We start from the raw sequence: 26237 nt of genomic DNA on the forward strand, positions 1-26237 counted from the left end.
CTTTATTTTTTTGCAAAAAATTAAATGTTGGAGTTATTCACCCCAACATTTATTATAGAACCAATTTATTTTAAGATAAGTAAACAACCTCCTAGTTAGGAGGTTGTTTACTTATGTGAATTTCCCAAAGAAACGGATAGTTTATTAGCAAAATATTTAACGGTAGATTTAAGCTTTTTAAGATAATCGTCATCTTTTACTCGTGAAGCAGAAAAAACAATGCCGATAGAAGCTACAATTTCATTGTTAAAATCAAAAACAGGAGCACCAATTCCCATAGCATTGTTAATGTATTCTCCATATGAAAAGCTTATGCCAGTTTTCCTAATCATTTCGATGCTTCTTAGGAGGGTTTGTGGGGACATTTTAGGAAAAGCACTATTTTTATTTAAAACGTGGCTTATATAACTTTGTATAAAATCGTCTGTCTGATAGGCTAGTAAGGCTTTTCTGATAGCACCACAATGCAGGTCTCTTTCATATACATATTTATCAATAATTTTCAAAGGATTAGAAGATTGTGCTGTTTCTAAAACCAAACCTTTATATTCGGATTTAATAATTAAAAATGAATCTTCGTCTGTTTCATATGCAAGTTTATTTAAGATAGGTCTTGCGAAATCCAATAAATGTAAATTATGTTGAGATATTAAACCTAATGGAATCAATGCAGGACCTAATTTATAAGTATGTGCCCGTTCATCTTTTATAACATAACGTATTTGACATAATGTTTGTAAGATACGATGTACAGTGCTTGGAGGTAAATGAAGTTTTTGAGATATATCAGCTATAGTAAATTCTTTATCAGGAACCTTAAGAACATCAAGAATAAGTGATGCACGTAATATGCTTTGTATCATGGTAAGATATCTCCTTACATTATAAACTGTATATATATTATATCATTTTTAATAGAAATTTACTATATCAAATACAATTGAAACTACGAAAAACCAGTGATTTCAATTTGTCTATTATATTTTAAATTTTAACTATTAAAGTATTCCAAATAATATAAAACCAATAGTATTGATTGCTAAATTGGCACATATATGAACAAACCAAGATGCATAAAGAGTACCACTTTTTTCATTAAGCCAATTAAATAAAAGACCTGAAATAAATAAGCTTGTAATTAGTAAAATAAAAAGCAAAGGGGTAAACCAACTAATCATAATAGCTATATGGTATAAAGAAAAAGTAATAGCACTAAAAACATAAGAAACCTTTTTAGTGGTTAATTTTTTCAAAGTTAAAAAAGCAAATCCACGAAAGAAAAATTCTTCTAAAAATGAATTGATCAAAGAAATATAAAGGGATACAAAAATAAAGTTCGTTTTAGTTACACCAATTTTGCTTTCTAAAGTGATAGTTACATTGGAGAAATCAAAATAGCTACCTATCGTAAAGTAGGCACCAACAATAAAAAAATAAACTCCTATACCTAAAAGTAATGAAAAAAGCATATTTTGTTTAGAAAAGCGAAATAGATCAGACAAAGTAATTTTCTGATTATAGTAATAATAACCAGAAGGTATGATTAAAAATAAAAATAGTTTACAGATAGATTTGATAAGATAATTAGAACAAAGTACACCATCTATCCATGCCATGATAAAACAAACTATTAAAATAAGAAACATGATACATAAATGTTTTTTTTGATGGATCATAAAGTTTACCACCTTTAAATTAGAAATTAAAAAAATCTTCTAAAGTAATACTTTTTTATTGTATCATGCTATTGATAGTTTTAGAATAAGAATATGAAATCCATATTTGTATGATAGCATATTGTAAAATTATTGTAGAAAAAAATAAAAAGAGAATAGTTCTTTATGGTATGATGAAATAGGAACGTTATAAAATTTTTTTCCTACAGAACCTTGATACTATCAAGGATTATGTAAAACTTGATATAAAAATATGTTTATGTTAAAATAATTTGACAAAATATATCGATAAAAATAGGTTAAATAATCTTTCATGAAAAGGGAAGTTGGGTGTAAATCCCACGCGGTACCGCCGCTGTAAAAGAGGAGTTTTCTTCTGATATGCCACTGTTTTATAATGGGAAGGCTGAAGAAAATGATGATCCTTAAGCCAGAATACCTGCCTATTTTGTTACACTATAACTCTACGAGTAATAGGGGGTGTTGATTGTAGCTGTATATGTACAGATACAACTCTTTAACGATTTGTAGTTAGAGAGTTTTTTAATTGGAAAAAATTTAAAAAAGGAGATGCAAATTATGAATAACAAAGGAATAAAATCATTATATAAAAAATTAATACTAGGGGTAATCACTATATCTATGGTGATGTCATTCAGTGCGTGTTCTCAAGAGAATGAATCAAATAATAATGGAAGTACAAATAAAAATAATGTAAAAACTTTGGATGCAAAAGGAGATCCTCAGTCATATTATCCAGTAACCATAACAAATTATAATTATAACGGGGAAGAAATTCAAGTAACTTTTCATAAGGCCCCAGAAAGAGTATTGACTACGAATCAAACAACTACTGAATTAATGCTTGATTTAGGATTGGAAAAATATTTAGTAGGGACTTGTTTTCTTGATAATCCAATATTAAATAGATTAGAAGATAAATACAAAAAAGTTCCTGTCATATCAGAAAAATATCCAACAAAGGAGCAGGCGCTTGCTTTGCAACCAGATTTGATTTTTGGATGGAAAAGTGTATTAGAAGATAAAACATTAGGAGATGTAAAAGAGTGGAATACAAGAAAAGTGAATACTTTTGTTCAACGAAATACAGTAAGTACTGTAGGAAATTATACCATTGAAAATGGATTTAAAGATATTGAAGATCTAGGTGTTATTTTTAATATTCAAGATCAAACCGATAAATATATTGAAAATTTAAGAGATCATCTAAATAAAACAGAAGAAAAAACAGCCCAGCTTAAAAAGAAGAAAAAAGTATTAATTCTTGGAGATGCGAGCAAGGGTCAATACAGAGTATATGGTAAAAATGATTTGATAGGAGATATGATATTTAAAGCAGGAGGTCAAAATTTAGGAGAAAAGTCAGGCTCTGTGAGTGTAGAGAATATAGTAGCTCTCAATCCAGATGTTATTGTATTTGTTCACTATGGAGATGAAACGGATATACATGATAACAATTTAGCAAAGGAATTGATTAAAAATAAAGCTTTGGTTAATGTAAATGCTGTTAAAAATCATCAAATAATTATCACTGGTTTAGCAGAAACATGGGCTGGAGGAGTTCGTACAATAGATGCAGTAGAGCGTTATGCAAAAGAACTGTATCCTGAATTGTTTCAATAAAAATGAAAAATTTAATGAAAACAAAAATAGAGATTCAAGATTATAAAAATTTAAAACCAGTGAAATTAAGCAATACAATTATTGTAATAGGATTATTTATATTTTTAATGATCTCAATCATTTTTGCAGTAGCGATTGGATCAGTAAAAATACCTGCAATGGATGTATATAAGGTTATTATATACAAAATTTTTAGCCCAGAAAGTTTAGAGTACAATACTCAAGCAACATTTATTGATATTATATGGCAAATAAGATTGCCGAGAGTATTACTTGGAGTAATAGTAGGAATGGGACTTGCTTTAGGAGGAGTTGTCATGCAGGCAACAGTACAAAATCCTTTAGCAGATCCGTATTTATTAGGGATTTCTTCTGGGGCTACATTTGGAGCTACATTTTTTATATTAATAGGATCTAATATATTAATAGGATCATTTCAAAATCTAGGGTTAGCATTTTGTGGATTTATAGGAGCATTTATGGCTTCTATGTTAGTTTTTAGATTATCTAGTATAGGAGGAAGGATAACTCCTGTAAAGTTAGTATTGTCTGGTATGGTAGTAAATCTTATATGTTCAGCTTTTTCAAGTCTAATGATCTATCTTACAAATGATAATAATGCAGTACGTTCTATTACAGAATGGACTATGGGAAGTTTAACAGCAGGAAACTGGAGTAACTTGTGGTTACCTAGCATAGTAGTAGTATTTATGATTGTGTTCTTCTTATGTCAATGCCGTATTATGAATACTATGCTTTTAGGAGATGAAGCAGCTATAACTTTAGGTATAGATTTAAATAAATATAGAAAATTATATATGATTACAATAGCAGTGTTAACGGGAGTATTAGTAGCAAATTGTGGAATTATAGGATTTATAGGATTAGTTATTCCACATATTACTAGAAGTTTGGTTGGATCAAATCATAAAAATAATTTACCTGTAGCTATGCTTATTGGAAGTAGTTTTCTTGTATGGGCAGATGTAGTAGCACGTATTGTTCTTAAAAATATGGAGATGCCTATAGGTATTATTACTTCAGCAATAGGAGCTCCTTTCTTTATATATATTATAATAAAACGTGCCTATAGTTTTGGAGAGAGGTAATAAAATATGAAGTTGAGTATTGAAAATATAGATGTAGATTTAGGAAATAAAGCAATTGTAAAGGATGCATGTATGCAGGTTCATAAAGGAGAGTTTGTAGGAATCATTGGACCTAATGGAAGCGGAAAATCTACTTTATTAAAAACAGTGTATCGAATTTGTAAACCTAAATCAGGCATGATGTATTTAGATGGAAAAAATCTTCTTACTATGCCTATAAAAGATATGGCTCGTAAGCTAGGAGTTGTGAGTCAATTTAATCATGTAGCTTTTGATATTAAAGTAGAAGATATGGTACTTATGGGAAGAAGTCCTCATAAAAAAATATTAGAGCAAGATAATCTATATGATTATAAAATTGCAAGAGAAATGTTAGATCAAGTAGACATGCTACATTATTCTAAAAGAAGTTTTTCGACTTTATCGGGAGGAGAAAAACAAAGAGTACTTTTAGCTCGTGCATTGGCTCAACAAGTAGACCTATTGATATTAGATGAGCCTACAAATCATCTTGATATAAAATATCAAATTCAAATATTAAACTTAGTTAAATCTTTAGGAATTACAGTAGTGGTAGCACTTCATGATTTGAATTTAGCTATAGCTTATTGCGATAGATTGTATGTTATGCACAACGGAAAGATCGTTGCCAATGGAAAACCAAAAGAGGTATTAACACCAGAGCTTATTAAACAGGTATATGAGGTAGATTGTACCATTCATACACAACAGGAACCTATATATATTACATTTAAAACTATTTAGAGTAAAGATGGATATATATGAATATTGCAATGATTATTACTATGATTCTTTCTTATATATTTTTCAAAGAAAATATTAAAGAAAAAATACCAGGCTCCATTTTAATCCTTGCAGGAGCTTGGCTATTGTTGTGGAATTCATAAAAAATTTTTATTTTACTAATCCTAAATTATGTACAAAGTGACAGGCTACAAATCTTTCAGGATGAAGTTCTTTAAGTTCTGGAGTTTTAGTAAGACATGTATCTTTTCTATGCATGCATCTACCATAAAATCTACAACCATCAGGTGGGTTGATAGGACTTGGAACATCTCCTTGAAGTATAATTTTTTCTCTTTTTATATCTAGTGAAGGTATAGGAATAGCGGATAATAACGCTTGAGTGTAAGGATGCAAAGGATCTGTGAAAATAGACTTATAATCAGATAATTCTATGATTTGACCAAGATACATAACCGCTATTCTGCTACTAACATGTTTTACAACACTTAGATCATGAGATATAAAAAGATAGGTAAGATCAAATTCTTGTTGTAAATCTGCCATTAAATTTAGAATTTGAGCTTGTATGGAAACGTCTAGAGCTGATACGGGTTCATCTTGAACAATGAATTTTGGATTTAGAGCAAGAGCTCTAGCAATTCCTATTCTTTGTCTTCTACCTCCATCTAATTCATGAGGATAAGTATTGATTAATCTTTGTGCAAGTCCTACTGTATTCATAAGGCTTTGTACTTTTTTATTCATATCTGCTTTGTTTTTATAAATTTTATTTACAATTAGAGGTTCTGCTATAATTTCTGATACACTAAGACGAGGATTTAAAGATGCAAAAGGATCTTGAAAAACAATTTGCATTTCTTTTCTTAGCTCTCTTATTTCAGAAGAATTTAGCTTTAAAATATCTTTGCCTTCAAAGAATACTTCTCCTGAAGTTGCTTCAATGAGTCGAAGTAAAACCCTTCCTGTTGTAGACTTTCCACAACCAGATTCGCCAACAAGACCTAGAGTTTCTCCTTTATGAATATAAAAATTTACATTATCAACTGCATGAAGCAAACCTTTTTGTGTATTGAAATACTTTTTTAAATTCTTCACTTCTATAAGTTTTTGTGACATTTTGATCACCTACCTATGATTTATTATCTACATTTTCATACAAGAAACAATTTACAAAGTGGTCTTTATAAATTTCTGTTCTACATGGTTCTTGTTGAGAACATATAGACATAGCTTTGGGACATCTTGGATGAAAAGGACATCCTAAAGGGAGGTTTGTAGGATCTGGCATTAAACCTTTGATTGGTTTTAAGCGAGCTTCATCGTCTTTTATATTAGGTATAGAGTTAAAAAGTCCTATGGTGTAAGGATGTTTTGGATTTGTAAAAAGATTTTTGGTATTCGTATATTCAACAACATGACCTGCATACATGATGGCTACTTTATCACATACTTCTGCTACGATGCCTAAATCATGAGTAATCATAATCATAGAGGTATTGAATTCATCTTTGAGTTTATTCATAAGATTCATAACCTGTGCTTGAATCGTAACATCTAGTGCAGTAGTAGGTTCATCAGCTATAAGAAGCTTAGGATTGCATGCAAGTGCAATAGCAATTACAACTCTTTGCTTCATACCTCCACTAAATTGGTGAGGATAGTCTTTAGATCTAGATTTTGGAATACCAACAGTTTCAAGCATTTTTTCTGATTTCTCTGTAGCTTGAGAATTATCTACATTTTGATGAAGCTTAATAACCTCAGCAATTTGTTCTCCGACAGTAAGAACTGGATTTAGTGAAGTCATAGGATCTTGAAAGATCATAGATATTTTATTTCCTCTTATTTTTCTTAATTCTGTTTGAGACTTTTTAAGTAGATCCTCACCATCATAAATAATTTCTCCACTTAAAATTTTACCTGGGGGTGTTTGAATAAGCTGCATAACTCCAAGTGCAGTAGTAGTTTTACCTGCTCCGGTTTCGCCTACTAAGCCTAATGTTTCTCCTTTTTTTAATTCAAGGCTCATATCATTTACAGCTTTAACAGTTCCTTCATGAGTTATATAATGTATATTTAAATTTTTGATTTCAAGTAGTTTTTTTTCTTCACTCATTTATTTTTCCTCCTCAATTAATTCTTAAGCCTTGGATCGAGTGCATCTCTTAATCCATCGCCTAATAGATTCAGTCCAAAAATGGTGATCATAATTGCTAGCCCTGGAAAAGCGGTCATATGAGGATAATCTCTTATAAATTGTCTTCCAGAAGAAAGCATTGCTCCCCATTCAGGGGTAGGAAGTTGGATTCCAAGCCCTATAAAACTAAGTCCAGCTGCAGAAAGTATAGCTCCTGCAACTCCTAAAGTAGCCTGAACGATGATAGGTGCCATGGAATTTGGAATAATATGTTTTAGGATGATTCTAGTATTATTTGTTCCAACAGCTCTAGCAGCTTCAACAAATTCTTGGTCTTTCAAAGTAAGAACAGAAGCTCTTACAATCCTTGCATAAGAAGGAATACTGGATATACCTACTGCTATCATAACGTTTTTAAGACCATGTCCTAGTGCAGCAACGATGGAGATTGCCAGTAATATAGAAGGAATTGCCAGTAATATATCCATCATTCTCATGATAAGATTATCTAGCTTTCCACCATAATATCCAGCAATAGCACCTAAAGAACCTCCTACGATCATGGCAATACCAACACTAATAAATCCAACTTGAAGGGATATTATTGAACCATATACAATTCTACTAAATATATCTCTTCCAAAATTATCTGTTCCCATCCAATGATCTTTGCTTGGGGTTTGAAGGGTATTCAAAAGATCTTGATCATCTATACCATATGGAGCAATGAAAGGTGCCAAAATAGCACTGAGTATGAGGATGATAATGATTAAAAGTCCTACCATAGCAGATTTATTTTGTTTTAATCTTCTCCAAACTTCAAGGTATTGACTTCTTTTTTTAGTAGATTTTTTTTTGATATCTTCATTGGACATATTCACATTTAGTTGATCTGTCATAGATGACCCTCCTTATTTATATTGAGATCTTATTCTAGGATCTACAAAAGCATATAGGATATCCACTATAAGATTTACAAAACTAAATGTAATAGCTATAAATAAAACTCCTCCTTGAACTACTGGAAAATCTCTAGCTTTTATAGAATCAACCATTAATCTCCCTACACCTGGGACTGCAAAAATAGACTCGGTAAGAACAGCTCCACCCAGTAAATACCCAAATTGAAGACCTACTACTGTTATAATTGGAATCAATGCATTTTTTAAGGCATGTCTAATAATTACTTTAGACTCTACTTGTCCTTTTGATCTTGCAGTTCGTATATAATCTTGTCTAATTACTTCAAGCATACTAGAGCGAGTCATTCTAGTAATAATGGCTGCTGTACTTGTGCCTATAGTTAGAGCCGGTAATATCCAATGAGCGGGAGTATTAAATCCAGACGAAGGGAGCCATCCTAAATACACAGAGAATATTAGGATACCCATAAGTCCTTGCCAAAAGTTGGGCATGGATACACCAAGTAAAGCGATAACCATTGCAATATTATCAAATAATGAATATTGTTTTGTAGCAGATATAATTCCCGTAGGAATTCCTATTAAAACAGCTACCAAGACACCTAATGCTGCTAACTTTAATGTAGATGGAAATCTAGTTATGATCATTTCTAAAACAGGTCTTTTTGTAGCATAAGATCTACCTATATCTTGATGAATTACTGCATTTTTTACATATCTTCCAAACTGAACAAAGAAAGGATCGTTTAGACCTAATTCTTCTCTAAGTTTAGCAACTTCAGTATGTGGGGCTGATTCTCCAAGCATTATTTTAGCTGGATCTCCAGGGGTAAAATACATCATGGTAAAGATGATAAATGTAACACCTATGATTACAGGTATTAGCATAAGTAACCTTCTAAATATATATTTATGCATAATAAGCCTCCTTCTAAAAATAATAATGTAGGGTTAAAACCCTACATTATTATCTAATGAGATAGGGTTTTTAAAATAGTTTGAAAAATATTTTATTCAAAGTAAACTGTATATACTTTATGGTGTCCAGCAGGATGCTGTTTAAAGCCTTTCACATTAGATCTTACTCCTGCTAAATCCTCTCCTGACCAAGTGAAAACCCAAGGAGCTTCATCTTTTATGATTTGTTGTACTTCTATATAAGCTTTTTCTCGTACAGCTGGATCTACAGAAGTTCTTCCTTGATCTAGTAATGCATCTACTTTCTCATTAACGTAGAAGCTTCTATTACCTCCTGCTCCGTGTTGAGAAGAATGGAATAATGGATATAAACCATAGTCAGGATCTCCTGTTACAGTAACCCATCCAAGAATAAATATATCATGTTCTCCAGCTGTTGTTCCATCTAAGAAAGCTCCCCATTCTACTACCTTTACTTCTGCATCTATATTGATTGCTTTGAGTTGGTTTTGAACGATTTCAGCTATATCCATTCTTTGTTGATTATCATTTGTCCAAATATTTGTTTTAAATCCATCTGCATATCCTGCTTCAGCCATTAACTTTTTAGCTTTTTCTACATTGAATTCATAAGGAGTAAGATTTTGGTTAGAAGCCCAAACATTAGGACCTAAAGGACCTTTAGAAGGTGCACCAACACCTTTATAAACAGATTTTACGATAGCTTCCATGTTAACAGCATAGTTGATGGCTTGACGTACTCTTACGTCTTTGAAATGTTCTTTATTACAGTTGAATCCAAGATAGGTAGTAGATAAGTTCATATTTCTTTGAAGAACAAGATCAGGATTACTTTCTACACGAGAAACATCTGTAGGAGGAATCTCATAAGCTATATCAATTCCACCAGTTTCAAGTTCGATGGTTCGATTTGTATTTTCTGGTATATTTCTAAAGATGACTTTTCCTATTGCAGGTGCTTTGCCATGATAATCATCAAATCTTACAAGCTCTACTCTGTCTCCATTTACCCATGAATCAAATTTATATGGACCAGTTCCTACAGGATGTTGTCCATAGTCATCTCCAAATTCTGTTACAGCTTTTTCATTTAATATTGCTGTAGCTGTATGAGCAAGATGTGCAAGTAGAGGAGCAAATGGATCTTTGGTAGATATTCTAATAGTATAATCATCTATTATTTCTATACTATTAGGATCTATAGAACCTACAATGTGGCCTATATGTGGAGAATCTAATCCTCTAAGTAGAGTAAATTTAACATCTTTTGAAGTAAAAGGCTCACCATTATGGAACTTAACCCCTTGCTTTAACTTAAATTCAAAAGTTAAATCATCAATGGGTTCCCAAGATTCAGCAAGTGCAGGTTGTAATTCCATCTCTTCATTTTGAGTTACAAGTGTTTCGTATATTTGCTTGGAGATTCTTGAGGATGGTTGATCATTTGTAGCATGAGGATCTAATGAAACAGCATCTGCTCCTTGACCTACTATTAAAACATCTTTTTTATCTGTAGGGGTACCTGGTCCTGAATCACCTTCAGGGGCTGATTGATTGTTACCACACCCAGTTGCAAATAAAGCTAAAATGAGAATAAAACTTAGTAGTACTGCTATTTTTTTCTTTTTCATTTCTTTTCTCCCTTCCCAATTTTAATTATTATTTAAATTTTATCTTTCGATAAAAATTTAAATCAAATGGCAAAGAGGGCACGAATAAATAAAAAGAATATTTAGAAAATAAAGAATATAAATCGTTTTCCAACTAATTCAAGATTATATAGTATTGTTATGTCATAAACAAGTCAATTATAAAAGTAAATTGTGAATATTAAGAAAATTAAACATATGATTACAAATTTGTAACAAATAGACAAAGTGTTTTAAGAATAAGTAAAGTAAATTTATTTCTAGAGAAGATGTTATTGTAATGTATATTCAAAAAATATATGTAAATGAATGAAAAATATTACTAAAATGAATGTAGCTATTTTATTTATGAATATAGAATTTGTTATTATAATTCCAGTAAAAAATAAAATTGATAATCTATTAAAAATAATCTGAAAATTATATTAAATCATGATATAATGTTGATAAAGAATTGATAACTCATATAAAAAAAGTATGAGTTGTAAAGAAAATAATTAGAAAGGGAGGTTTTGTACATGAAAACAGAATTATTAGAAGGAATGTTAACATTAAAGGTAGATATGATTGCAACATTAGCTGTAGCTGTTTCTTTACTCTTAATAGGCTATAAAATAAGAAACAAAGCAACGTTTTTTGAGAAATTTTGTATCCCAGCACCAGTTATTGGTGGTTTGTTATTTGCAATTATTGTTTTGATTTTAAGGGTATGGAATATAGTAACGATTCAACTAGATACCACCTTTCAAAGTCCATTTATGATTGGATTTTTTACTACGGTAGGACTCGGCGGAAGTTTTAGAATGCTTAGAAAGGGAGGGTTGATTTTAATCATTTATTGGTTACTTTCTGGAGCATTAGCATCATTTCAAAATATTATTGGAGTAGTGTTTGCAAAGCTTACAGGATTACATCCTATGTTAGGTATTATGGCAGGAGCAGTTTCTATGGAAGGAGGACATGGAGCTGCTGCGGCTTTTGGACCTACAGCAGAAAGTATGGGTTATGTAGGAGCTTCTACAGTAGCTTTATCAGCAGCTACATTTGGACTGATTGCAGGAGGATTAATAGGAGGACCTATTGCTAGATATTTAATTGAAAAATACAATCTAAAACCTGAAGAAGCAGATACTTTAGAAATAGAAACTTATAAGCAATTAGCAGCTACAGGAAAAAAATCTGAGATGAGTTCTCATAGTATATTTGTTCATATTGCTTTAATTACTTTATGTATCACAATAGGATCTATGATAAGCGAATGGTTTTCACAAGTGATTGATTTTGTATTACCAAGTTATGTAGGGGCTATGTTTATTGCAGTGATCTTTAGAAATATAAATGATCAAATAAAATTAGTAAATTTAGATCATTATTTGATAGATACTATTGGAAATATATCATTAGGAATCTTTTTATCGATGGCTTTAATGAATCTTAAGCTTTGGCAATTGTTTGATTTAGCTATTCCTATGTTTGTTATTTTGATTATGCAGGTACTATTTATGATCATATTTTGTGTATTTATTTGTTTTCGTTTACTGGGTAAAAATTTCGATGCAGCAATTATGTCAGCAGGTATGGCAGGTCATGGACTTGGTGCTACACCTAATGCTATTGCAAATATGGGTTCAGTTACAGAAAAATATGGACCCTCTCCAAGAGCATTTTTAATTGTTCCTTTAGTAGGAGCTGTTTTAATTGATATTGTAGCATTACCTACAATTGTATGGTTTATGAATTTATTTCAATAGTTAGTATGTATGGATACATATAAATAATAATATAGTATAATGAAAAACTACTCTTGATAAAAAAAGAGTAGTTTTTGTATTTAGAACAACTTTATTACCCCAATTTTATAGTTAATTATGATACGATTATAATTAATAAGATATTTTTGAAAATTTTTTAATAATAGGGGGTGTGTTGTGACAATAAGGATAATTGTCACCTAAAAATGAAAAAGATACTTCAAAAAGATTTAGAAGAAATTTATGTTTTATTAGGAAGTATAATCAAATGGCTTGTATTATCTGTTTTTGTTGGATTTATAGTAGGATCAGTTACAGCAATGTTTATTAAGATAGTAGATATAAGTACTAAATTTTCTTATGGATTTAAATATTATTATGTATTTATACCTTTTGGACTTTTTTTAAGCAGTTTTATAGTATTAAAATTAGCACCAGATGCAAAAGGGCATGGAACAGAAAAAGCTATAGAAGCAATTAATAAAAATAATGGAAGAATGAATGTAAAAGTAGCTCCAATAAAATTATTAACTACAGTGATAACATTAGTTTTTGGAGGATCTGTTGGCTTAGAAGGTCCATCTACCCAAATTGGGACAAGTATATCTTCAAAAATATCAGATATATTCAAACTAAAAGATGTAGATAGAAAAAGATTGGCAATATGTGGAGTGGCTTCTGGATTTGTAGGAGTTTTTGGTGCTCCAGTAGGAGCAGCTGTATTTGCTTCAGAAGTATTATATATTGGTTCTTTTAATTATATATCGTTATTTGCATCTTTAATATCAGCTTTTGTAAGTTTTTCTATAGGAAGATTTTTAGGAACAAAACCTTTAGTTACTTACTTTTTCGACATAAGTTCTTTGAGTAATAGTATTATTATTACTAGAATGATATTATTTGGATTACTTATTGGATTATTTTCTGCTATATTTATAAGGATTATAAATTTTATAGAGAGATTATTTGAAAAAATTAATGTATATTCTCCAGTTAAAGGATTAATAGGAGGTATAATTATTATATTGATTGTAATGATAACAAAAACTACAGATTATCTAGGTATAGGGGAAGAGGTGATACATAAATCAGTTATGGGAGAGAGTGTTAGAAATACAGATTTTATGTGGAAAACAGTAACTACAGCTATTACATTAGGTACAGGAGGAAGCGGAGGAATTCTTACACCAATGCTTTATGTAGGTGCTACCATTGGGAATATGTGGGCTAATATAATTGAGGGAAGTACTGCTTTTTATGCTGGAGTAGGGATGGTAGCTTTTATGGCTACTTGTTCAAATACACCTTTGGCAGGGATTATTATGTGTATGGAACTGTTTGGATCAGAAGTTGGAATGTATGCTTCTATAGTATGTGTAATAGGTTATATTATAGTGGGGCATAAAAGTATTTATCCAACACAAATCTTAATTAGAAGTAAAACTCCTTCACTGTTTATGGATACCAACTGTGAGATTGCTAAAGTAGAGAATAAAATCAAAATAAATAATCGTATTTTTAAAAAAAGATCAGAAATAAAAGAAAAAAGTTTTTAAATATTGTTTTTTTACATTAAGTTAATATACCCGTAATCTTTATTTAAAGATATATCTATATAATTATCATTGTAAATGAGTTGATTTACTAGAAATTTATTAAATTAGTATGCTAATGATTTGATATAATAAAGTTTTTAAGTATAAGAAAAAATAGGTAATCTGTTTTCGGATTACCTATTTTTAAATGCACAAATCAATAATTAAGTTAATATCAGGTCACAAAATGATATTTATTTACGTTATACAAGTGAATATAAGTTTAAAATAAAAGGAGAGGTGAAAATGGAAAAAAGTAATCTCGATGATACTTTTGATATAGGTGGTGAGTATGAATTACGCTGTGCTATAGAGTTATATGGTTACTCAATTTTGAAATATTGTCATAATATATTATGTGATTATTTTGAAGCTCAAGATGTTGTACAAATAACATTTATAAAAGCTTATAAAAAAAGAAAAAGCTTTAAAAGAGGAACATCTCTATCTGCATGGCTTTATCGTATTGCATATACTACTTGTATGGATTCTCTAAGAAAGAAAAAATTATTATTTTTTATGCCACAAAATAAAATAAATAGTGATGAATTGTTTATAGAAGATGATCTTATAAGAGATGATTTAAAAGCGGCACTTTTGACTTTATCACCTAAAGATCGAGCTTTGGTATTTAGTCGAATTATTGATGAAAAAAGTTATAAAGACTTAGAAGAGATTTACAATGCTTCTTCTGATACATTAAGAAAACGCTATGAACGTGCAAAAAAGAAGCTAGCAAAGGTATTAACAGAAACGAATCCATATTATAAAGAATTGGAGGAGATCAAATGAATTATGATTCTGATGAAAAAATCATAAAAAGTGCTCTTAGTACCGTTCATACACCTGAATATGATATTGCTATAGAAGTAGAAAAGAAAATAAAAAGTCCAAAATCTTACATAAACCTTAAAAGAGTTATTCCTCTAGCAGTTTCTTTGTGTATAGTTTTTTCTGTTGGTGTTATGGCAGATGCAATTCCATCTTTTCAAAAACTTTTATCTATTGTAAGTACTGATATAGGATTATTGCTTCAACCAGTGAAAAAAATTAGTGAAGATCAAGGAATAAAAATGGAAGTATTAGGAGCTATGAATGATGATGAAATGGCAGTGATTTATTTTACAATGAAAGATCTTACAGGAAATCGAATGGATAAAACATTAGATATTTATGAGTATTCATTAAATGGAGCTAATATTTTTAATTGTCAAATTATTGACTATGATGAAATCACAAAAACAGCTACTTTACGTATGCAAGCAAATGGAGGGGAAAAGCTAAATGGGAAGAAGGTAAGTCTTCGTATTGGTTCATTTCTTAGTGATAAAAAAACATTTGATAAAGTTGACACAGGAATCAAGCTTTCTGATATAAAAGTAGCAAATCTATCGCAAATGATAGCTCTTGATATGAGTCATATTTCAGGGGGAGGAGGGAATCTATATAAAGAGTTTAAACAAAAAGAAGTCATAGATGTTTTAAAGACAGATCAAATGAATATTTCTTTTCCTAAAATAGATTTTGTGTACATTTCTAATATAGGATATATTGATGGAAAGCTTCATATTCAAACCAAGTGGGTAGGAGATGGAGTAGATGATCATGGATATTTCTATTTTGTAGATGATTTAGGAAATGAGATCGATATAAAATCAGCTAATATTCACTTTGGGACAGATGAAGTAGGTAATACTAAATATGGTAGTGATTATATAGAGTATATTTTTGATGTAGAAGATATAGATGTTGACAAATTAAAGCTTATGGGGTATTTTGTTACAAAAGGAAATTACGTAGAAGGAAACTGGGAAACTACATTTAAAATTCAGTCTGTAGGAAAAAAAAAGGAAAAAGATTGTAATGTTCAATTGGATAATGGGGTCATTAATCGTATTTGTTTATCTACAATGGGAATTACTTTATTGGGAAGAGGTGAAAGTGAAGATTTAGATAACATTACTGTTTCTGTAAATATGATAGACGGTAGTGTTCAAACTTTTGATTCAATGATGAGTTATAGTGAAAATAAAGATATGAAAATTAAATTTGTATCTTCTGAGCCATTAGATATTTCTAAGGTTCAATCTATAATGATCAATGACACTATTATAAATTTAAAATAGATGAAAATGCCAATGGTTTATATCATTGGTATTTTTTAAATCGTACATGATCAACTAGACAATAAAATAGAGGTCATGTAAAATAATAACAATAAATTAAGACGTTAGAATAAGAGAGGGGAAAAAATGAATCAATTATTATTAGTGGAAGATGATGAAGCTTTAGCTTTAGGAATAGAGTTTACTTTAGCAGATGAAGGTTATCAAGTGTCAAAAGCTGCAACTTTAGATGAAGGAAAAAGGTTATTTGAAAATGAAAGTTTTGACTTAATCATATTAGATGTAAATCTTCCAGATGGAAATGGGTATGAGCTTTGTAAATATATTCGAAAAACAAGTAATGTGCCTATTATATTTTTGACTGCCCTAGATGAGGAGGTAAATGTAGTACTTGGATTTGAAATAGGAGGAGATGATTATATTACAAAGCCTTTTAGAGTAAAGGAATTGATATCTAGAATAAAAGCAATTTTAAGGAGAAACTCTAAAACAGCTTTTGTGAGTAATCAATTAGTCAGTAGAGATATAGTAGTAGATACATCTATGGCCCTTACTAAGAAGAATAACATAGAGATTCATCTTACGTCACAGGAATACAAACTTCTTTTAATATTTATGTCAAAACCTAAGATTTTAATAAAAAGAGAAGAGATCCTTAAGGAATTATTAGATGGAGCAGATGTTTTTCTTGATGAAAATACTCTTTCTGTGTATATAAAAAGATTAAGAGAAAAGTTAGAAAATAATTCTAAAGATCCTGAGTATATCATTACACAAAGGGGTTTAGGCTATAAATGGAACTATCAAGTAACAAAGGAGTATAAATATGAAGGAATATTTTAATAATCCAGAGATCAAGAAAAGCTATATCATTTTTATGATAATTATGGTGATATTTTTAATTGCTAATTATATAATGATACAAGTGAGTTATGAAAATATCAGAAGTGATTATATAAAGGTTTTAGGAGGAATGACAGCCAAGCTCGTTGAAAATAACCCACAGTTGGAAACTAAGATTGTTCTCCTTATGACAAAAGAATTAACTAAGGAGGAAGAAGAAAAAGGAAAGGAAATTTTAAGACAATATGGATTGAGTGAAAGCTTAGAAGTAAGTTTATTTCCATATATAAAAGATAGTTTTAGAAATAGCATAATGAATATATTGTTTTTAGGAATTATTTTAACAGGAATTCTTTTTATACTAAACTACATACAATATAGATATTTCTATACTCATATAAGAAGCTTGAGTTTGGCTGCTAAAAAGATAGTGGAGGGAGACTACAATTTAAAAATCAATGAAACAAAAGAAGGAGACTTATCTAAATTGACACAATCTTTTAATGCTATGGGAGAAGTCATAAGGGGAAATATTTTTGTATTAAAAAAAGAAAAAAATTTTTTAGTAGATCTCCTTTCAGATATTTCTCATCAGTTAAAAACTCCTCTTTCTACTATGATTTTATATAACGATATTATGCTGAGTAAGAATTTAACAAAGGAACAAGCAAAGACCTTTTTAAGCAATAATAGGGATCAATTAAATCGAATGAAATGGCTTATTTTAAATTTACTGAAACTGACTAAAATAGATGCCAATGCCATTGAACTTGAAATTAAGGAACAAAGTTTAAATGAGACCATAGAGGAAGTAATAGAAATACTAGAAAATAAGGCGGTAGAAAGAAATGTGAAAATAGATTTTATTTCAAGTCAAGATATAAGCTTGAGTCATGATCGGCTATGGCTTCAAGAAGCTTTTATAAATGTAGTGAAAAATGGTATAGAGCATGCAGATAAAGGTAGCCATGTTTTAATAGATTTAAAGGATAATAAAGCTTATACAAAAATTACTATTCATAATAGGGGAGATGTTATTAAAGAAGAGGATTTGGTCAATATTTTTAAAAGATTTTATAAGTCTACTTATTCTAAAAAGAGTGATTCTATAGGAATAGGATTATCATTAGCAAAATCTATTGTTGAAAAACATGGAGGATATATTGAGGCTACAAGTCAAATAGATGAGGGGACAAGCTTTATCATTACCTTTTTTAAATTTTGATATTTAAATAATCTCATAAATAGAGGGAATGAATAAAAATATAATTAATTGTATTTTTAAAGATACTCTTTTTCGGTAAAACTCTAGTGAATATATGATGCTGTGCATTACAAATAGAAAACCTTAGGAGATAGTCCCAAGGTTTATTTTGATTGTATAGGTTAGTAAAAGCAGCTTTGAAGCCTTATGGCATCATTGCAAAAACTCGGCATTCTCTTGCACAATGTAAGCATACTTGAGCGCAATGTTGTGATTCAGGATCAGGAAATCTTAAACATTCTGTTCCACAAACTTCACAAATGTATGCACATAAATTAGCAATACATTTTGAAAATCCACTATTACGTGCAATGTATTTTGCAGTTAAAGTACAAATATCTGCACAATCACGTAATAATTGGAGTTGTATTACTCTTGATTGAACATCTTTTCTACATTTTAAGAAGGTGGTCATATGTTCACAAGTAGCTTCACAATTTTGAATGGTCATTAATAAAGTTGAGTGTGAATCAGGGTTGTTATATGCAAAGTTCTCAGAATAATTTTGTGATAAGTTTTCAGACATTGAAATTCTCCTTTCAATATAAATTAATTAGCTTACAAATTCAATATATTCATTCAATGATGTAAATGTACTTTGTACAAGGAAAGACTATCTTACAAAATTGTAAGATAGTTTTTCCTTTGTAAGGACAGAGTCATGGAGGTTTGTTAATAAGGTAGATATAATAAATGTATCAGAGATGTTATGAATAGAAAAATATAGAAAGATTAGGAGGAGTAATATGGAGATTTTAAAGGTTCAAGGTTTGAAAAAAGTTTATGGAAAAGGGGCAAATAAGGTAGAAGCACTAAAGAGATTGGATATAAGCATCAATAAAGGGGAGTTTGTTACAATTGTAGGGGCTTCAGGGTCTGGTAAAAGTACATTGCTGCATCTCCTAGGAGGATTAGATAGACCTACAGAAGGAAAAGTGATGATTGATGGAGAGGATATTTATGAGTATAGGGAAGAAAAACTTGCTATATTTAGAAGAAGAAAGATAGGTTTTATATTTCAATTTTTTAATTTACTACCGGTGTTAGATGTGGAAGAAAATATTTCACTTCCTGCATTACTAGATCATGATCAAGTAGATAAAGAATATTTATCTGACATTATAAGGCTTTTGGGATTAGAAGACAGAAAAAATCATTTGCCATCTGAATTATCAGGAGGACAGCAGCAAAGGGTTTCTATAGGAAGAGCGTTACTCAATAAGCCAGCCATAGTGCTTGCAGATGAGCCGACTGGAAATTTAGACAGTAAAAATTCAAAGGAAGTAATAGAGTTATTAAAGTTTTCTGCAAAAAAATATAATCAAACCCTCATATTGATTACTCATGATATGAATATAGCTTCTTTAGCAGATAGAATTATAACACTTGTAGATGGTTGTATCGTTTCAGATAAATATTTGAAACAAAGTTAGGGGTGATTCATATGATAAATAACTATAAACAAATTACAGGAAAATATTTAAGATCCAACAAAAAAAGAACAATATTTACATTAATAGGTATTATATTATCTGTAGCTTTAATATCATCTATAGGATTTTTCATTAAGAGTATGCAGCAAACTCAGATACAAGATATGAAAAATACTTATGGATCATGGCATATTATGTATGAAAAAGTAGATGATACTTTTATAACAAAGATAAAAAGTAATCCAGTAGTTGTAAGAAGTGGTACCTATACTATAGGGAATGAAGTAAATTTAGATGATCATCTTAAAGTGAGAGAAGTATTTGGAAGTGATGATGGATTAAAGCTTGTACCATATAAGATGAAAGAAGGTAGATTGCCAGAAACAAATAAAGAAGTAGCTATGGAAAAATGGTTTCTTGATAAAATAAAAAAGAATGGAAAGCTTGGAGACCATATAAAACTTATAGATAAAGAATACACTTTAGTAGGAATATTAAATGATACCTATAATAATCAAAATGATAACATGGGAGAGCTAGTAACAAATGATTCTAATATAAGTAATAAAAATACAAATCTAGTTGTTGAATTGAATCCAAATAAAAATTTCAACAAAAATATGAATGAACTAAAGAAACTATGGAATGAAGAATCCATAGTAGAAAATCAATATCTTATTATGGCACAAGGAGAAAATATGCCAGAAGGTATGATTTCTGTCTTAATTGTTATTATTGGAATTGTAGTAATTTCAACAATAGCAGTTATATATAATGCTTTTCAAATAAGTGTAGTAGAAAGAGTTAAGCAATTTGGTCTTTTAAGAGCTGTAGGGACTACACCAAAGCAAATTAGAAAAATTATATTAAGAGAAGCTACTTTTCTTGCTTTTATAGGTATACCTATAGGAATTTGCTTTGGAATTGTAGCACTTTATGGAATAGATGTAACCTTTCGATGGATTGGGGGAGAAAATATAGTATTTGCATCTCCCGCTATTTCAACAGATGTTGTTTTTTTAAGTATTGTCATTGGATTAATTTCTATTTATATTTCAGCACTACTTCCTGCTATATTTGCAGGAAAAATATCACCATTAGTTGCTATCAGTACTAGAAATTCTATAACAAAAGAGAAGATCAAAAAAAGAAAGAGCTATATGATAGGAAAAATATTTGGTTTTGAAGGAGATTTAGCTTCTAAAAATATAAAAAGAAATAGAAAAAGATATTGGATTACTGTATTTTCAATTGTAATTAGTGTAACATTGTTTATAAGCTTTAAATCTTTTATGGATATGTCTTTAAATATATATGGAGAAACAAATGAATCTAAAAATATACATTTTGCTGTAGAAAGTAAAGATAATATAAGTATAGAAGAGCCGATCATAGACCATATCAAAGACATATCATATATAAATAATTGTTATGAAGTGTTTCAACCATATTATTTTGATGCTGTTGTCAATAAAAATAGAGAGATTAAGGATATTAAAGAGATTGGAAGCGTATATAAGGATATAAGCTATGAGAATCAAAATAAAACTTTAATGGATTCCTCTTTAGTTACTTATGATGAAGCTTCCTTAGAAATTGCAAAGAAATATTTAAAAGAAGGAAGTATTAATATAGAGAGGTTAAATAGGGAAAATGGAGTTATTATTATTGGAAACAATAGGCTATATAATGAAAAAACCCAGAGGACTTATGTTGGTCCAATTACAGATTTAAAGGTAGGAGATGAAATATTTCTTCAATCTAATGAAAATAATGAAAAATTTGAGTTTGGACAAAAAAAGGTTTATAAAGTTAAAGTGTTAGCCGTTTTAAAAAGTAATCCTTTTTATTTTAGGGGAGGGGAAAATAAAATAAAAATGATTACTACAAAGGAGATAGCTCAAAGGTTAACTGATAAAAGTATAGATTCTATTGGACTAAATATAAAGATTAAAGATGTCAAATTTGAAAATGTGGTGAAAAAAGAAATAGAAAATATAATAAATGATTCAAATGACTTAAAGCTTATCAATATTATTGATGAAAATAGAATAGCAAAATCAGCTATATTAATGGCAAAAATACTACTATATGGATTTGTTGTGGTAGTAGCCTTAATTGGAAGTGTCAATATTATCAATACCTTAACTACAAATATTATATTAAGAAGAAAAGAATTTGCAGCATTAAAATCTATAGGACTGACGCAAAAGGGATTGAAGAAAATGATTATTCTAGAAGGAATTCTTTATGGAATAGTGGGAAGCTTTTATGGATCTGTAGCAGGCTCTGGTCTTTCTTATGTATTATTTAAAGGAATTAGTGATATTAGAGAACAAAGTTATAAACTACCATTAGATGCTATAGTAATAGCATCAATAGGAGCTATGTTTATTGGATATATTTCTGTATTAATGCCTATTAGAAGAATTAAAAAAGATAATTTAATAGATGCTTTAAGAGAAGAATTTTAATGAATATTTAGAAAGAGTTAAAAATAGAGGACAAGTTTTCATTGTCCTCTATTTTTAAAAACTTCTCTTATGTTAAAGATACTAAAGTACCAGTCCTTTATTTTAAAAAAGTTTTTTTGATGATTAAATTTAAGATATTTAATAAGATTTATGTTGATTTGCTAAAGTATATAATTACATTTTAAAACCTATATTAAATTCTATTTTGCCTAATTGTGTTTCGAAATCGATTGCCAGTGTTTCTAAAGAATTTATATCAGAAGGCTCAAGAAGTACTAGAGGAGGGCTGATCTGCAATGATATTCCTAATGATGTTAACATTGTAGAAGCTGTCCCTGCAATGATACTTAACAATTCCCCAATAGCACTTTTAACCATATCATCAATATTAGATGAGCTCATATTCATCATCATTGTAGAAGCTAATTTTTGAGCAGTATCTTTAGGCATTGATAAAGCTATATTTCCCTGAATTGTCCCTTGCATAGAGATGACAGTAGATAGATCAAAATTAACATAAAATTTATTTTTTTTTGTAATATTACTTTTTTTTATATCCATAATTCCTAATTGTTCTAGTGTTTTTGTGAAAGCTTCTAAAAAAGGATTAATATATTGTACATCCATAAAAATCTCCAATCTATTTGCATTTTAAGGAACTTATTGTCTATCAAATGATGAATTTAATATTGCAAATATATTTTTGAAAGACAATATTAAATTTTAACTCTTGTAGATTATAGTTATTACTTATTGGAATAATTAAAATAACTTTCCTTGCAGTTTAAATCATCAATTAACTGTAGTATTTTTATTTTTTGATAGGTTAAATATTCTAATTGATGTAAATCAATAGCATCTTTATTTTGTTTGATTTTAATATCCAGACGATTTACTAATTCTAGTAAATCGTTAATTGTCTGCATGCTTAACATTATTATCATCTCCCTTCATATTATCAGTAATAGCTAATTATATTTCGTCATCTTTAATGTGCACATTAACATGTTTGAGTGCATTTAGGATAATATTACCATGTTAAATGATTAAAAAGGACTATAATTATACTGCTTTGCTTTGAAAATTTAGAGCATAGGAGATTCTATATGTTATGAATAACTTACTTCTATGTTTTTTGATTTTTTTTCTCATGAATTTTGATACATAGAAAAATATGTATTGAATAGAATTTTGTATAAGATTATATGTACTTGTTATCATTTTTTGAAAACAAAGATTTTTTGGAAGGAGATTAAAATGTTATCACCCAGTTTAGAAGATTATTTAGAGGAAGTGTATAGGTTATCTCTAAACAATAAAGAAATAAGAGTGTTAGATATTGCTACCAAACTAAATGTATCTTCTCCATCTGTAGTAAAAGCACTTCGAAAATTAAATAAACAAGGATATATTACATATAAAAAATATGAAGGTATTTATCTAACAGAAGAAGGAAGCAACTTAGGATATTTACTAGTAAAGAGAAATACAGTACTTCAAGAATTTTTAACTGTAATCTATAGTCAATGTGACAAAGAAGAGGAAGCTGAAGCTATGGAGCATTATTTAAGTTCCCCCACTATTTTAGCTATTGAAAATTTAGTTGAGTTTATGAATAACAATCAAGACATCCAAAAAAGTTTTATGCAATTTTGCAAAGAAAAAGAAAAAAAGCATTGGAGTGAAGGAATTGAGGCATAGAAAAAACACGCCTTGGCGTGTTTAACTATACCAACCCTATAAGTCGTACAATTTGAGTAAGTACAAAGCAGGTAACAATAGCTACAATAGTAGGAATAATAGCTGATAAGAATGTCCATTTAAAACTTCCAGATTCTTTGTTTATAGTCAAAAGAGTAGTGGCGCAGGGAAAATGCAAAAGTGAAAATAACATGACATTTAAACCAGTAAGCCAGGTCCATCCATTTGCTATAAATAAATTTCCCATCGCTTCTATACTATCTAATTCTAGCATAGCCCCCTTAGACATATAGCTCATAATCAAAAGAGGAAGGACAATTTCATTAGCAGGGAGACCTAAAATAAAAGCCATAAGAATAAATCCATCCATACCTATAAGATTACCAAAAGGTTGTAAAAATCCTGCAATGAGAGATAATATGCTTTCTCCTCCAATAAATACATTAGCTAAAATCCAAGTAACAAGACCTGCAGGAGCTGCAACAACTATTGCTCTTCCTAATACAAATATAGTTCTGTCAATCAAAGACCTATAGAGTATTTTTCCAAACTGAGGTTTTCGATAAGGGGGTAGTTCCAATGTAAAGGAAGAAGGAACACCCTTTAACAAAGTTTTAGACAGTCCTAAAGAAACTCCTAAAGTTACTAAAATACCTATGATTACTAAAATGCATACAAAAAAGGATGCAACGAGGGTATTATATTGACTTGCAACAATACTCCCTATAAAAATACTAGAGACTGCAATAAGAGTAGGAAAGCGTCCATTGCAAGGAACAAAGTTGTTGGTAATCATTGCAATGAGTCTTTCTCTTGGAGATTCTATAATTCTACAAGCAATAATACCAGCAGCATTACATCCAAAACCCATACTCATAGTAAGAGCCTGTTTTCCATGAGCTCCAGCTTTTTTAAATAATTTATCAAGATTAAAAGCTACCCTAGGAAGGTATCCTAAGTCTTCTAAAAGGGTAAAGCATGGAAAAAATATAGCCATAGGAGGTAGCATAACAGATATAACCCATGCAAGTGTACGATAAATACCTAAAACTAAAATACCATGAAGCCACTTAGGAGCATTTATATTCATAAAAAAGGTAGTGATATGAGCTTCTATAGCAAATAAAAAGTCTGCTAACAAAGAAGATGGTATATTAGATCCTGTGATAGTAATCCAAAACACTAAGCCTAGAAGTAAAAACATGATAGGATAACCAAAAATTTTAGAAGTAAGAATATTATCAAGCTGTTCATCCCAATTATATTTTTTTTCGTCACTTTTCATAACAAATTGAGTACTCAAACTTTCTGCTTCTTTGTATATGCTACTGACCATACTATCTCTAAATAGGGAATGATCCTTGTTTGAAATTTCATTTTCAATATCTAATAAAAGATTGATAGGATTACTCATAAAAACAAGCCACCTCCCTGTGAGTATCTAAAGAGATTTCATCATATAAAAATTTTTGTATGGAATGTAAGATAGTGAGATCTCCTTCAATAAGCTTTAAAGCTACCCATCGTACATCTAACTTGTTATTAAGTATAGGTTTTAAACGTGGAATGAGCTTTTTTAATTCTGTTTCTATTTTTTCTTCATAAATGATTTTTTTAGGGTTTGTAAGAGTATTTCCTAAAGCCATATGATAAACTGCATCTATAAGATCATCAAGTCCGTGCCCACAACGAGCAGCAGTTTGAATCACAGGAATACCTAAATCTTTTTGCAGACCATGGATATCTATAAAAATACCTTTTCGTTTTGCTTCGTCCATTAAGTTGATACAAAGAATCACTTGATTGGTAAGCTCCATAACTTGCAAAGCCAAATTTAAATTTCGCTCAAGACAAGTTGCATCAGCCACAACAATCGTAGCATTTGGTTTTCCAAAGCATATAAAATCACGGGCTATCTCTTCTTCTATAGAATTAGATAAAAGAGAGTAAGTACCAGGAAGATCTACTAAAACAAATTTTTTATCTTTATAGGTATAGTGTCCTCTTGTATTAGAAACAGTTTTACCAGGCCAATTACCAGTATGTTGTTTTAATCCTGTTAATGAATTAAAGACTGTACTTTTTCCTACATTTGGATTTCCTGCTAGAGCAATAATTAGTTCATCTTGCTCAGCTTTAATATTAAATTTTTCATGTAATATACATTTGTTGCAAGATTTGCAATTTGATCCCATAATCATACTC

Annotated in this window: 25 protein-coding genes and 1 riboswitch; of the genes, 13 read left to right on the plus strand and 12 right to left on the minus strand. The window is 29.7% G+C overall.

What is annotated here, in order from left to right; all coding sequences use genetic code 11:
• Positions 1 to 107: 107 nt before the first annotated feature.
• Entirely contained in the window at positions 108 to 863 is a 756-nt protein-coding gene (locus tag EK368_RS12960; protein ID WP_129600367.1) for an IclR family transcriptional regulator, read from the minus strand.
• Between the two features lie 135 nt (positions 864 to 998).
• A complete protein-coding gene (locus EK368_RS12965) occupies positions 999 to 1676 on the minus strand; it encodes a CPBP family intramembrane glutamic endopeptidase (RefSeq protein ID WP_129600368.1) in 678 nt (225 codons plus the stop codon).
• Between the two features lie 279 nt (positions 1677 to 1955).
• Positions 1956 to 2137, plus strand: a riboswitch (cobalamin riboswitch).
• A 118-nt stretch (positions 2138 to 2255) separates the two neighbouring features.
• On the opposite strand from EK368_RS12965, the gene EK368_RS12970 reads away from it, so the two are divergent.
• The 4 genes from EK368_RS12970 to EK368_RS15290 are packed head-to-tail and all read left to right on the plus strand — an operon-like array spanning position 2256 to position 5337.
• A complete protein-coding gene (locus EK368_RS12970) occupies positions 2256 to 3320 on the plus strand; it encodes an ABC transporter substrate-binding protein (protein WP_129600370.1) in 1065 nt (354 codons plus the stop codon).
• Positions 3321 to 3334: 14 nt separating this feature from the next.
• Complete coding sequence (locus EK368_RS12975; protein WP_243109425.1) at positions 3335 to 4429, plus strand: FecCD family ABC transporter permease; 1095 nt, start codon at positions 3335 to 3337, stop codon at positions 4427 to 4429.
• Positions 4430 to 4435: 6 nt separating this feature from the next.
• The gene (locus EK368_RS12980) at positions 4436 to 5194 is read left to right on the plus strand and encodes an ABC transporter ATP-binding protein (protein ID WP_129600373.1); all 759 of its coding nucleotides are present in this window, start codon (positions 4436 to 4438) and stop codon (positions 5192 to 5194) included.
• A 17-nt stretch (positions 5195 to 5211) separates the two neighbouring features.
• Positions 5212 to 5337, plus strand: coding sequence for a hypothetical protein (locus EK368_RS15290; protein WP_279222282.1), 126 nt, complete (start codon positions 5212 to 5214; stop codon positions 5335 to 5337).
• A gap of 7 nt (positions 5338 to 5344) precedes the next feature.
• On the opposite strand, the gene EK368_RS12985 is transcribed toward EK368_RS15290, so the two are convergent.
• From EK368_RS12985 to EK368_RS13005, 5 genes are all read right to left on the minus strand, one after another.
• Positions 5345 to 6313, minus strand: a complete 969-nt coding sequence (locus EK368_RS12985; protein ID WP_165000453.1) for an ABC transporter ATP-binding protein — start codon at positions 6311 to 6313, stop codon at positions 5345 to 5347.
• A gap of 13 nt (positions 6314 to 6326) precedes the next feature.
• Complete coding sequence (locus tag EK368_RS12990) at positions 6327 to 7313, minus strand: ABC transporter ATP-binding protein (protein WP_129600374.1); 987 nt, start codon at positions 7311 to 7313, stop codon at positions 6327 to 6329.
• Between the two features lie 17 nt (positions 7314 to 7330).
• Positions 7331 to 8233 carry an ABC transporter permease gene (locus EK368_RS12995; RefSeq protein ID WP_243109426.1) on the minus strand — a complete coding sequence of 301 codons (903 nt, stop codon included), beginning with the start codon at positions 8231 to 8233 and terminating at the stop codon, positions 7331 to 7333.
• Between the two features lie 12 nt (positions 8234 to 8245).
• The gene (gene nikB, locus EK368_RS13000) at positions 8246 to 9175 is read right to left on the minus strand and encodes a nickel ABC transporter permease (protein WP_129600376.1); all 930 of its coding nucleotides are present in this window, start codon (positions 9173 to 9175) and stop codon (positions 8246 to 8248) included.
• Between the two features lie 92 nt (positions 9176 to 9267).
• On the minus strand, positions 9268 to 10827 hold the full coding sequence (locus EK368_RS13005) for a glutathione ABC transporter substrate-binding protein (RefSeq protein ID WP_129600378.1): 1560 nt from the start codon (positions 10825 to 10827) through the stop codon (positions 9268 to 9270).
• 536 nt (positions 10828 to 11363) lie between these two features.
• On the opposite strand from EK368_RS13005, the gene gltS reads away from it, so the two are divergent.
• The 6 genes from gltS to EK368_RS13035 all read left to right on the plus strand — a co-directional run bounded on the left by gltS (position 11364) and on the right by EK368_RS13035 (position 18385).
• Positions 11364 to 12596, plus strand: a complete 1233-nt coding sequence (gene gltS, locus EK368_RS13010; RefSeq protein WP_129600380.1) for a sodium/glutamate symporter — start codon at positions 11364 to 11366, stop codon at positions 12594 to 12596.
• Between the two features lie 206 nt (positions 12597 to 12802).
• Entirely contained in the window at positions 12803 to 14152 is a 1350-nt protein-coding gene (locus EK368_RS13015) for a chloride channel protein (protein WP_129600382.1), read from the plus strand.
• Between the two features lie 285 nt (positions 14153 to 14437).
• Positions 14438 to 14983, plus strand: a complete 546-nt coding sequence (locus tag EK368_RS13020; RefSeq protein WP_129600383.1) for an RNA polymerase sigma factor — start codon at positions 14438 to 14440, stop codon at positions 14981 to 14983.
• Entirely contained in the window at positions 14980 to 16317 is a 1338-nt protein-coding gene (locus EK368_RS13025) for a DUF4179 domain-containing protein (RefSeq protein ID WP_129600385.1), read from the plus strand. The genes EK368_RS13020 and EK368_RS13025 overlap by 4 nt, the downstream gene beginning before the upstream one ends.
• 126 nt (positions 16318 to 16443) lie before the next feature.
• On the plus strand, positions 16444 to 17160 hold the full coding sequence (locus EK368_RS13030) for a response regulator transcription factor (RefSeq protein ID WP_129600387.1): 717 nt from the start codon (positions 16444 to 16446) through the stop codon (positions 17158 to 17160).
• The gene (locus tag EK368_RS13035) at positions 17144 to 18385 is read left to right on the plus strand and encodes a HAMP domain-containing sensor histidine kinase (protein WP_129600389.1); all 1242 of its coding nucleotides are present in this window, start codon (positions 17144 to 17146) and stop codon (positions 18383 to 18385) included. The genes EK368_RS13030 and EK368_RS13035 overlap by 17 nt, the downstream gene beginning before the upstream one ends.
• Positions 18386 to 18569: 184 nt before the next feature.
• On the opposite strand, the gene EK368_RS13040 is transcribed toward EK368_RS13035, so the two are convergent.
• Positions 18570 to 18950, minus strand: coding sequence for a four-helix bundle copper-binding protein (locus EK368_RS13040; RefSeq protein ID WP_202976485.1), 381 nt, complete (start codon positions 18948 to 18950; stop codon positions 18570 to 18572).
• A gap of 220 nt (positions 18951 to 19170) precedes the next feature.
• On the opposite strand from EK368_RS13040, the gene EK368_RS13045 reads away from it, so the two are divergent.
• The gene (locus EK368_RS13045) at positions 19171 to 19857 is read left to right on the plus strand and encodes an ABC transporter ATP-binding protein (protein WP_129600391.1); all 687 of its coding nucleotides are present in this window, start codon (positions 19171 to 19173) and stop codon (positions 19855 to 19857) included.
• 11 nt (positions 19858 to 19868) lie between these two features.
• Positions 19869 to 22331, plus strand: a complete 2463-nt coding sequence (locus EK368_RS13050; protein WP_129600393.1) for an ABC transporter permease — start codon at positions 19869 to 19871, stop codon at positions 22329 to 22331.
• Positions 22332 to 22505: 174 nt separating this feature from the next.
• Here EK368_RS13050 and EK368_RS13055 read toward each other — a convergent pair whose 3' ends face one another.
• Complete coding sequence (locus tag EK368_RS13055; RefSeq protein WP_129600395.1) at positions 22506 to 22958, minus strand: chemotaxis protein CheX; 453 nt, start codon at positions 22956 to 22958, stop codon at positions 22506 to 22508.
• A 119-nt stretch (positions 22959 to 23077) separates the two neighbouring features.
• Positions 23078 to 23266, minus strand: a complete 189-nt coding sequence (locus EK368_RS13060; protein WP_129600397.1) for a hypothetical protein — start codon at positions 23264 to 23266, stop codon at positions 23078 to 23080.
• A 322-nt stretch (positions 23267 to 23588) separates the two neighbouring features.
• Here EK368_RS13060 and EK368_RS13065 point away from each other — a divergent pair, with 322 nt between their 5' ends.
• The gene (locus tag EK368_RS13065) at positions 23589 to 24032 is read left to right on the plus strand and encodes a metal-dependent transcriptional regulator (RefSeq protein WP_129600399.1); all 444 of its coding nucleotides are present in this window, start codon (positions 23589 to 23591) and stop codon (positions 24030 to 24032) included.
• A 25-nt stretch (positions 24033 to 24057) separates the two neighbouring features.
• Here EK368_RS13065 and EK368_RS15325 read toward each other — a convergent pair whose 3' ends face one another.
• Both EK368_RS15325 and EK368_RS15330 read right to left on the minus strand, forming a co-directional pair.
• Complete coding sequence (locus EK368_RS15325) at positions 24058 to 25446, minus strand: nucleoside recognition domain-containing protein (RefSeq protein ID WP_202976486.1); 1389 nt, start codon at positions 25444 to 25446, stop codon at positions 24058 to 24060.
• Positions 25439 to 26227, minus strand: coding sequence for a FeoB small GTPase domain-containing protein (locus tag EK368_RS15330; RefSeq protein ID WP_129600401.1), 789 nt, complete (start codon positions 26225 to 26227; stop codon positions 25439 to 25441). The genes EK368_RS15325 and EK368_RS15330 overlap by 8 nt, the downstream gene beginning before the upstream one ends.
• Positions 26228 to 26237: the final 10 nt, after the last annotated feature.

Source organism: Anaerophilus nitritigenes, assembly GCF_004138215.1.
Classification (GTDB): domain Bacteria; phylum Bacillota; class Clostridia; order Peptostreptococcales; family Thermotaleaceae; genus Anaerophilus; species Anaerophilus nitritogenes.

Bases quoted from the DNA above. Each gene is read 5' to 3' on its own strand.
- EK368_RS12960 (WP_129600367.1), bottom strand. From the start codon at position 863: ATGATACAAAGCATATTACGTGCATCACTTATTCTTGATGTTCTTAAG.
- EK368_RS12965 (WP_129600368.1), bottom strand. From the start codon at position 1,676: ATGATCCATCAAAAAAAACATTTATGTATCATGTTTCTTATTTTAATA.
- EK368_RS12970 (WP_129600370.1), top strand. From the start codon at position 2,256: ATGAATAACAAAGGAATAAAATCATTATATAAAAAATTAATACTAGGG.
- EK368_RS12975 (WP_243109425.1), top strand. From the start codon at position 3,335: ATGAAAACAAAAATAGAGATTCAAGATTATAAAAATTTAAAACCAGTG.
- EK368_RS12980 (WP_129600373.1), top strand. From the start codon at position 4,436: ATGAAGTTGAGTATTGAAAATATAGATGTAGATTTAGGAAATAAAGCA.
- EK368_RS15290 (WP_279222282.1), top strand. From the start codon at position 5,212: ATGAATATTGCAATGATTATTACTATGATTCTTTCTTATATATTTTTC.
- EK368_RS12985 (WP_165000453.1), bottom strand. From the start codon at position 6,313: ATGTCACAAAAACTTATAGAAGTGAAGAATTTAAAAAAGTATTTCAAT.
- EK368_RS12990 (WP_129600374.1), bottom strand. From the start codon at position 7,313: ATGAGTGAAGAAAAAAAACTACTTGAAATCAAAAATTTAAATATACAT.
- EK368_RS12995 (WP_243109426.1), bottom strand. From the start codon at position 8,233: ATGACAGATCAACTAAATGTGAATATGTCCAATGAAGATATCAAAAAA.
- nikB (WP_129600376.1), bottom strand. From the start codon at position 9,175: ATGCATAAATATATATTTAGAAGGTTACTTATGCTAATACCTGTAATC.
- EK368_RS13005 (WP_129600378.1), bottom strand. From the start codon at position 10,827: ATGAAAAAGAAAAAAATAGCAGTACTACTAAGTTTTATTCTCATTTTA.
- gltS (WP_129600380.1), top strand. From the start codon at position 11,364: ATGAAAACAGAATTATTAGAAGGAATGTTAACATTAAAGGTAGATATG.
- EK368_RS13015 (WP_129600382.1), top strand. From the start codon at position 12,803: ATGAAAAAGATACTTCAAAAAGATTTAGAAGAAATTTATGTTTTATTA.
- EK368_RS13020 (WP_129600383.1), top strand. From the start codon at position 14,438: ATGGAAAAAAGTAATCTCGATGATACTTTTGATATAGGTGGTGAGTAT.
- EK368_RS13025 (WP_129600385.1), top strand. From the start codon at position 14,980: ATGAATTATGATTCTGATGAAAAAATCATAAAAAGTGCTCTTAGTACC.
- EK368_RS13030 (WP_129600387.1), top strand. From the start codon at position 16,444: ATGAATCAATTATTATTAGTGGAAGATGATGAAGCTTTAGCTTTAGGA.
- EK368_RS13035 (WP_129600389.1), top strand. From the start codon at position 17,144: ATGAAGGAATATTTTAATAATCCAGAGATCAAGAAAAGCTATATCATT.
- EK368_RS13040 (WP_202976485.1), bottom strand. From the start codon at position 18,950: ATGTCTGAAAACTTATCACAAAATTATTCTGAGAACTTTGCATATAAC.
- EK368_RS13045 (WP_129600391.1), top strand. From the start codon at position 19,171: ATGGAGATTTTAAAGGTTCAAGGTTTGAAAAAAGTTTATGGAAAAGGG.
- EK368_RS13050 (WP_129600393.1), top strand. From the start codon at position 19,869: ATGATAAATAACTATAAACAAATTACAGGAAAATATTTAAGATCCAAC.
- EK368_RS13055 (WP_129600395.1), bottom strand. From the start codon at position 22,958: ATGGATGTACAATATATTAATCCTTTTTTAGAAGCTTTCACAAAAACA.
- EK368_RS13060 (WP_129600397.1), bottom strand. From the start codon at position 23,266: ATGTTAAGCATGCAGACAATTAACGATTTACTAGAATTAGTAAATCGT.
- EK368_RS13065 (WP_129600399.1), top strand. From the start codon at position 23,589: ATGTTATCACCCAGTTTAGAAGATTATTTAGAGGAAGTGTATAGGTTA.
- EK368_RS15325 (WP_202976486.1), bottom strand. From the start codon at position 25,446: ATGAGTAATCCTATCAATCTTTTATTAGATATTGAAAATGAAATTTCA.
- EK368_RS15330 (WP_129600401.1), bottom strand. From the start codon at position 26,227: ATGGGATCAAATTGCAAATCTTGCAACAAATGTATATTACATGAAAAA.